Source organism: Ravibacter arvi, assembly GCF_039540405.1.
Taxonomy (GTDB): Bacteria; Bacteroidota; Bacteroidia; order Cytophagales; family Spirosomataceae; genus Ravibacter; species Ravibacter arvi.
This window is the reverse complement of sequence record NZ_BAABEY010000026.1, coordinates 268,790-275,609: the sequence shown is the minus strand read 5'-3', so window position 1 is coordinate 275,609 and position 6,820 is coordinate 268,790. Positions and strand designations below refer to the sequence as shown.

General features: G+C 51.7%; 7 protein-coding genes. All 7 read right to left on the bottom strand.

Going from position 1 to position 6,820, the window contains the following annotated elements:
- Window positions 1-127 precede the first annotated feature (127 nt).
- Window positions 128-286 (bottom strand): hypothetical protein, encoded by a 159-nt coding sequence (locus ABD852_RS15635; RefSeq protein WP_345030570.1) that lies wholly within the window; start codon window positions 284-286, stop codon window positions 128-130.
- 283 nt (window positions 287-569) lie between these two features.
- On the bottom strand, window positions 570-1,691 hold the full coding sequence (locus ABD852_RS15630) for an ABC transporter permease (protein ID WP_345030569.1): 1,122 nt from the start codon (window positions 1,689-1,691) through the stop codon (window positions 570-572).
- The gene (locus tag ABD852_RS15625) at window positions 1,688-2,794 is read right to left on the bottom strand and encodes an ABC transporter permease (RefSeq protein ID WP_345030568.1); all 1,107 of its coding nucleotides are present in this window, start codon (window positions 2,792-2,794) and stop codon (window positions 1,688-1,690) included. The genes ABD852_RS15630 and ABD852_RS15625 overlap by 4 nt, the downstream gene beginning before the upstream one ends.
- Window positions 2,795-2,796: 2 nt before the next feature.
- Entirely contained in the window at window positions 2,797-3,540 is a 744-nt protein-coding gene (locus tag ABD852_RS15620) for an ABC transporter ATP-binding protein (protein WP_345030567.1), read from the bottom strand.
- An 81-nt stretch (window positions 3,541-3,621) separates the two neighbouring features.
- Entirely contained in the window at window positions 3,622-4,539 is a 918-nt protein-coding gene (locus tag ABD852_RS15615) for an ABC transporter ATP-binding protein (protein WP_345030566.1), read from the bottom strand.
- The gene (locus tag ABD852_RS15610; protein WP_345030565.1) at window positions 4,536-5,483 is read right to left on the bottom strand and encodes an HlyD family secretion protein; all 948 of its coding nucleotides are present in this window, start codon (window positions 5,481-5,483) and stop codon (window positions 4,536-4,538) included. The genes ABD852_RS15615 and ABD852_RS15610 overlap by 4 nt, the downstream gene beginning before the upstream one ends.
- Window positions 5,484-5,523: 40 nt before the next feature.
- Entirely contained in the window at window positions 5,524-6,819 is a 1,296-nt protein-coding gene (locus ABD852_RS15605; protein ID WP_345030564.1) for a TolC family protein, read from the bottom strand.
- Between the last annotated feature and the right edge of the window lies 1 nt (window position 6,820).

The following is a 6,820-nucleotide window of genomic DNA, read 5'->3' as shown; positions in this document are numbered from 1 at the left end:
CTGCAAAAGTTGGCCGGTAAACACAATATGTATTTACTTGAAACACAATAAGTTAAAAAAGATGTCATTAGCACCGCAGCGGAGGGATCTCCCTCTCCCTGCACCCAATCCCTTTCAGAGGGCTTTTTTATAGCAACAGGAGATCCTTCGACTCCGCTGCGCTCCGCTCAGGATGACCATCCGGCAGATGCGCTACCATTGACAACAACAGGTTTGAAGCCACTCCAACCGGAGGGTCATCCCGACCGCAGCGGAGGGATCTCCCTCTCCCTGCACCCAAATCCATTTCAGAGGACTTTTTTATAGCAACAGGAGATCCTTCGACTCCGCTGCGCTCCGCTCAGGATGACCGTCCGGGTGGTAGCCTCCGGCTACCATTGACTTCCATTGACAACACCTATTTGTCATCTCCGCTACAAGGTGTTTTCGCAAAAAACTTCTTTCTCAGGATGACCATCCGGTTGCGTTCCGTTCACGATGACCGTCCGGTTGCGTTTCCTCACGATGATACTTTCGACTGCGCCGTCATTCCGCGCGAAGCCAAGGAATCTCCCTGTCGCTGCACCATCCTAGCTCGTTTTCCGGTAATTAAAAATAGCCAGACCATTTAAAGCAACTGCGAAAAGCCCCAGGTAGAGCAGCTCATGTTTCAGCGACGCCAGACCGCTTCCCTTCAGCACAATCTGGCGCACGACCCTGATAAAATGGGTAACCGGCGTAAGATTGGACAATACCTGCGCCCAACGCGGCATACTGTCGGTACTGGTGAAAAAACCGCTCATCAGCATAAAAACCATCATAAAGAAAAAGGCAATGAACATGGCCTGCAGCTGCGTATCGGCAAAAGTGGAAATCAACAGCCCCATACCCAGCAAGGCGACGAGGTAGATTCCCGCAAACAGGTACAGGACCGGCAGGCTTCCCTCCGGAAAAATCCGGTAGACCAGGTACATCACCGTCAGCCCGATGGTGAAGACAATCATTCCTACCACCCAGAACGGAATCAGCTTCCCGAGAATAAACTGCCATTTCTGAATGGGTGTAACATTGATCTGCTCGATGGTGCCGATTTCTTTTTCCTTTACAATGTTCAATGCGGTAATAAACCCGCCGATCATCGTAAGCAACAACACCAGGATGCCCGGTACCATATAATACTTGTATTCCGCCCGGACATTGTACCAATTTGAGCCGGTAACCCCGATAGCGGGCGCCGCCGGCCCGTCGCCGCCCGACAGCTTCACGTTTACATCCAGGTCCCGGTTGAAATCGTTCAGGACCGAAAGCAGGTAGGTTCCCCCGATCATGGCTTTGGTGCCGTTGATTGCGTCCACCGCCAGGCTTACCTTCTGAGTTCCTTCCCGTACCAGGTTGCGCTCGAAACCGTGCGGTACCTCCAGCAACAAATCCGCCTCGCCATACTCGATCAGCCTGAGCCCTTCGCGGTAAGAATGTGAGGTACCAGCCACCTGAAAATACCCCGAGGATGCAATCCGGTTCAGGAGTTTCCCCGTGTAGGTGCTGTGATCGTTATCGACATATACAATTTTAACCTCCTTCACATCAAAGTCTGCTGCGAGGGGCAAAATGATCAGCTGCATGGTAGGTACTATAAACATCATGGCCAGGATGGTCTTATCACGGAATATCTGTCGAAATTCCTTTTCCAGAATAAAGCGAAGCACCTTCATGACAGCCTGGTTTTAAAGTTTAACAAAGCGAGCGACAGCAACCCGGTGGCCATGCCGGCCAGAATCAGCGTCTCTTTCCATACATAGCTGAATCCCAACCCCTTCAGCATAACTGCCTTCATGATCCTGTAATAATACCTGGAAGGAAGCAGGTGAGAAATAACCTGGAATACCTTCGGCATATTTTCCAGGGGAAACATAAAACCGGTCAGCAGCAGCGTGGGCAGCATCATCCCCATCATCGAAATAAGCATGGCGGTCTGCTGTGAATCGGTCACGTTTGAAATCAGGAGTCCCAGCGAAAGACAGGTAACGATAAAAAGTATACTCTCCGCGAAAATAAGGACCAGGCTGCCCTTCACGGCTACATCGAGCAAGAAGACAGCAAGCAGCAGAATAACGGTAAAATTGATCAGGGAAAGTACCAGGTATGGCACCGCTTTGGCGATCAGCACCCAAACAGGTTTAAACGGTGAGACCAGGAGGATTTCCATTGTACCCAGTTCTTTTTCGCGGACCACCGCAACGGAGGTTAGCGCCGTACTTACCATCATGAAGATCAGCGCGATTACGCCGGGAATAAAATTGAGAGAGCCGTTTTGCTCCTCGTTGTACAGCATCCTGATTTCAGGAATGATTTTATAAGCGGGCCCGGCGCCGGGCTGCAGCTCCTGCTGGTACTGCGCCAGGATCGAAGTGAGATAATTGGTCACCGTTTTGGCGGTATTGGGGTCTGAACCATCGGCAATAATCTGTACCTGCGCACCGCCCGGCCGGTAAAGATCACCACCGAAACCGGATGGAATGACCAGGGCGCAACTGATTTCTCCGTCCCTGAATCGCTGTTCGATTTCATGGTATCCCGTAACCGGCGGTTTTACTTTGAAATAGGTATTCAAACCAAGTCGCCCTTTGACTGCTTCCGAATGAACATCCTGCGCGTTGTCCCACACCGTTATGCCTATGTTTTTCACCTCGCTGCTCAGGGCAAACCCGAAGAGCACGATTTGAACGACCGGCAGCCCGAACAGGATCAAAAGGGTCCGTTTGTCCCTGAAGACGTGGAAGAATTCCTTACGGACAAATGCCAAAAGCTGTTTCATCTTTAATCTGCAGTTCGTTTTGCTCCCCTGGCCATGGCGTAAAACACTTCGTCCATCGAATCGGTGCCGAACTGTTTTTTCAAATTGGCGGGTGTATCCATTGCTTCCATGCGCCCGTCCACCATCACACTCACCCGGTTGCAATATTCAGCTTCGTCCATATAGTGGGTGGTAACGAAAACCGTAATGCCGGCCTGAGCCGCCTCGTAGATCATGTCCCAAAACTGGCGCCTTGTCACCGGGTCGACACCACCGGTAGGCTCGTCCAGAAATACTATTTTCGGGCTGTGGAATATGGCAACCGAGAAAGCCAGCTTTTGCTTCCATCCCAGCGGCAGTTCGCCGACCAGTTTTTTGGCTTCACTTTCCAGTCCCAGTTTCCGGACGAGCTCTCCGCTCCGCGCTTTTATTTCACGCCGCGGAACGCCGTAAACCCCGCCGTAAAACGTTATGTTCTCCACGACCGTCAGGTTATCGTACAGCGAAAATTTCTGGCTCATATAGCCGATATTTTTCTTGATCTGCTCCTGCTGCCGGTAAACATCGAACCCCGCCACCCAGGCCTTTCCCGACGTGGGGTACGACAGCCCGCAAAGTATCCGCATGGCAGTGGTTTTGCCCGCGCCATTCGCCCCCAGGAAACCAAAAATCTCACCCTGGCTTACTTCAAAGGAAACCTTGTCGACCGCCTTGAAATCGCCGAATTGCTTGGTAAGGTCTTCACAGATGATTGCTTTGTTGTTCATAGGTTTGGGGTGTTGGGTGTGAGCTGTGAGGTTTGAGGGGTGAGGTATGAGGGGCTTTGTGTTGCTATTTTGGCTGTTCGTTTACGGGGTGGGTTCGTTCATTAACCGTATAAAACTGTCCTCAATGGTGGGCACAATTACCTTTACTTCCAGCCCGGTTGATTGATAAGGCGCCGCTATTTCACGCAGGAAACCCGGATCGGAGCTACCGGATTTCAATGTGAGGTGCAGGTACTCGCCAAATGCATAGCAGCTTTCAACCCCGGCATCGGCACGCAGGTCCTGCAGCAATTGGTAGATGTTGTCGGCCCGGGCTGCAAACAATGTTTTCGGATAGCTTTTTAGCAGGTTTTCCGGGGTATCAATAGACATAATGACGCCTTTTTGCAGCAGCGCGATACGGTCGCAAAGGTGGGCTTCATCCATGTAGGGGGTCGAAACCACTATGGTAATTCCCTGTTTTTTCAGCTTGCCCAGCATCTCCCAGAACTCTTTCCGGGAGACAACATCCACGCCGGTCGTCGGCTCGTCCAGAAACAACACTTCCGGTTTGTGGATCAGTGCACAGCATAACGCCAGCTTTTGCTTCATACCGCCCGAGAGCTTGCCCGCCCGCCGGTTACTGAAGGGTTTTATCTGCTCATAAATGTCTTTGATCAGGTCATAATTTTCACGGATAGTGGTACCGAACACCGTGGCAAAAAAGGAAAGATTTTCTTCCACGGTCAGGTCCTGGTAGAGCGAAAACCGGCCCGGCATGTACCCGATACAGTCGCGGATCTGCCGGTATTGGTTGACCACGTCAAAACCGGCTACGGTCGCCGTTCCGCCATCCGGCAGCAACAGTGTAGTCAGCATCCTGAAAATGGAAGTCTTACCGGCGCCGTCCGGCCCTATCAATCCGAATATCTCGCCCTTTCTGACTTCGAAAGAAACATTGCGGACCGCCGCCAGGCTCCCATATTTTTTTTCAATATTCTTTACTACTACGGCGTTCATTGGCGTAACAGCCTAGGTAAAAAAATGACTTCCCCGTACATCCCTATCTTTAGGTAACCGTCATTTTTGACCCGCACTTTGAGCGCATAAACGAGGTTGGCCCGTTCATCTTTCGTCTGTATATTTTTGGGTGAGAATTCGGACTTACCGGAGATCCAGACAATAGTTCCCGGATAGGACCTGTAGCCGTTTTTACCACTGTCGACCCTCACCGTAACCTGCTGTCTTAACTGTACATCCGACAACTGTGTGCCGGTAACGTAAGCCCGGAGGTCAAGCGTATCCAGCCCGGCAATTTTGTACAAAGGCCGGCCGATGATCTGCATCTCACCCCGCATGGCATAGTTGACCAGGACGGTCCCCGCAACCGGATTTACAATTTGCCCTTTGTTGATCTGTTCCTGCAATTGCCCGACCATTTTTTCAAGCGGCAGGCGCTCGCTCAGGATACTGCGGTTTTGTAACCCGGTGTTGTAGGTGTTCAGGGTTAGCTGCTGCCGTGTCACCGCAATCTGCCTGTTCAGCTGGTCGATACCGGCGTCCATGTCGTCGAGCTGCTTGCGGGTCGCGGCGTCGGCCTTCACCAGATTTTCGAGCCGGCCGCGTTCTTTCTCCTGGTGGCGCAGCTGAGCCTCCAGCACCGCAATCTGTCGCCGCACGAGCTCTGCCTGATCGGCGCCGCTCGAAGTCTTCCGGCCCAGTGAAGCAATGCTTGCTTCAGCCTGTTCTTTCTGTAATTCAATGACGCGTACGTCTAGCCGGCCGACCGTATCGCCAATATTGAGGCGATCACCTTCCCGGACCCTATACGCGAGCAACACGCCGTTTTGCTGCGCCGATACGATCACTTCGTCGGCTTCAAAATTCCCGGACGCATCAAAATCATCTTTCCCGGAACATGCTGCAAGCATCGAAATTAACGATGCGAAAACGAAATATTTCATGTGAGGTTTGAGCTATGAGTTCTAAAATGTTCGCCGGGCGTTACGGATTGCCGGATATAAATTTTTGGTTGTACATGGCCTGCAAAAGAAGGACTTCATGCAGAATTTTGTTTTGTAAGGCCAGGTTGAGCGCATTTACTTTCTGAAGGTATTCGTGCGTGGTAATCACGCCGTTGGCGAGTTGGGCTTCGGCCGACCGGGCCACAGAATCGCGTAACCCGATTGCCTGGTTATCCTGGTCAATCAACCCGTTATATTTTTTTACCTGCTCGTCTTCCCGCGAAAGATCGAGCCTGACGTTAAACAGGAAGGTTTCACGGTCGGCTTCCACCGAATTCTGGCCGGTCAGCAGCAGGCTTTTCCGGTTGGACCGCGTATACAAGTTCCCCAGGGTCCAGTTAAACCGCATACCGGCGACATACCAGGGGCCGAACCGGTTTTCAATGATGTTAATGGTGGGCCGGCCATATGCGCCCTGGAAAAAAGCGCTCACCTGTGGGAAATAATCGGCCCTCAACTGCCGGATTTGCACGTCATAAACTTTTCGCTGCAAATCGAAAGTCCGTAACTCCGGCCGGTTGATGTCAGCGCCGGATAGCTCCGAAACCCCGTGTCCTGTGACCGGTACCATTAGCTGATGTGTTTCACCAAGTTCCTTCCCGATCATCAGAGAAAGCATTTTCAGGTAGGCGGAACGATTAAAACGGTAATCGGTCGCCGCCATTTCCATATTCAGGACCTCGGCTTTCAGCTCATTGAGGCTACTCCGGAACGCGTTCCCGTTTGCCAGGGAAGCCTCAGTCTTCTGTATTTGTTCGGAAAGATTCTTTCTGCTGATCTCATTCTGCTTCAGTTGGGCGTCGATCAGCAGAACAGAAAAAAAAAGCGTGTTAACCCTGCTGTTCAAGGCATAAATCCCGGCCTCAAGGCTCTGCTCCTGCAGGGCGCCGTTCGACCTGATCAGCTCTTTTTGATAGCCCGTGTTGCCGCCATCATAAACAAGTTGACTGATTTCTCCCTGTACCCGGTACTGGTCTTTGCTTACCGATGGCATGGCGATACCCGGAAGCGAGCCCATGACCTCCGAAAAATTAATGGTTTGGGACTGGTAAGTGGCCTGCCCGGAGAAGCTGACCTGCGGAAAAAACCGCTTACCGGCATTTTGAATGTCATATTCGACAGATTTCGAAATCAGCTCCAGCTTTTTTACAGACGGGTAATTGGCCCGCGCCAGCTGATGACATTCCTCCAGCGTAAGTTGCTGCGAACTTCCGCGGTACGGTTCTCCGAAAAACAATGACAAAAGGAGCAGGTACTTCATTTTCTTAAAACCCATG

Coding starts and splice junctions, on each gene's coding strand:
- ABD852_RS15635 (WP_345030570.1), bottom strand. CDS start 286: ATGGATTTGGGTGCAGGGAGAGGGAGATCCCTCCGCTGCGGTCGGGAT.
- ABD852_RS15630 (WP_345030569.1), bottom strand. CDS start 1,691: ATGAAGGTGCTTCGCTTTATTCTGGAAAAGGAATTTCGACAGATATTC.
- ABD852_RS15625 (WP_345030568.1), bottom strand. CDS start 2,794: ATGAAACAGCTTTTGGCATTTGTCCGTAAGGAATTCTTCCACGTCTTC.
- ABD852_RS15620 (WP_345030567.1), bottom strand. CDS start 3,540: ATGAACAACAAAGCAATCATCTGTGAAGACCTTACCAAGCAATTCGGC.
- ABD852_RS15615 (WP_345030566.1), bottom strand. CDS start 4,539: ATGAACGCCGTAGTAGTAAAGAATATTGAAAAAAAATATGGGAGCCTG.
- ABD852_RS15610 (WP_345030565.1), bottom strand. CDS start 5,483: ATGAAATATTTCGTTTTCGCATCGTTAATTTCGATGCTTGCAGCATGT.
- ABD852_RS15605 (WP_345030564.1), bottom strand. CDS start 6,819: ATGGGTTTTAAGAAAATGAAGTACCTGCTCCTTTTGTCATTGTTTTTC.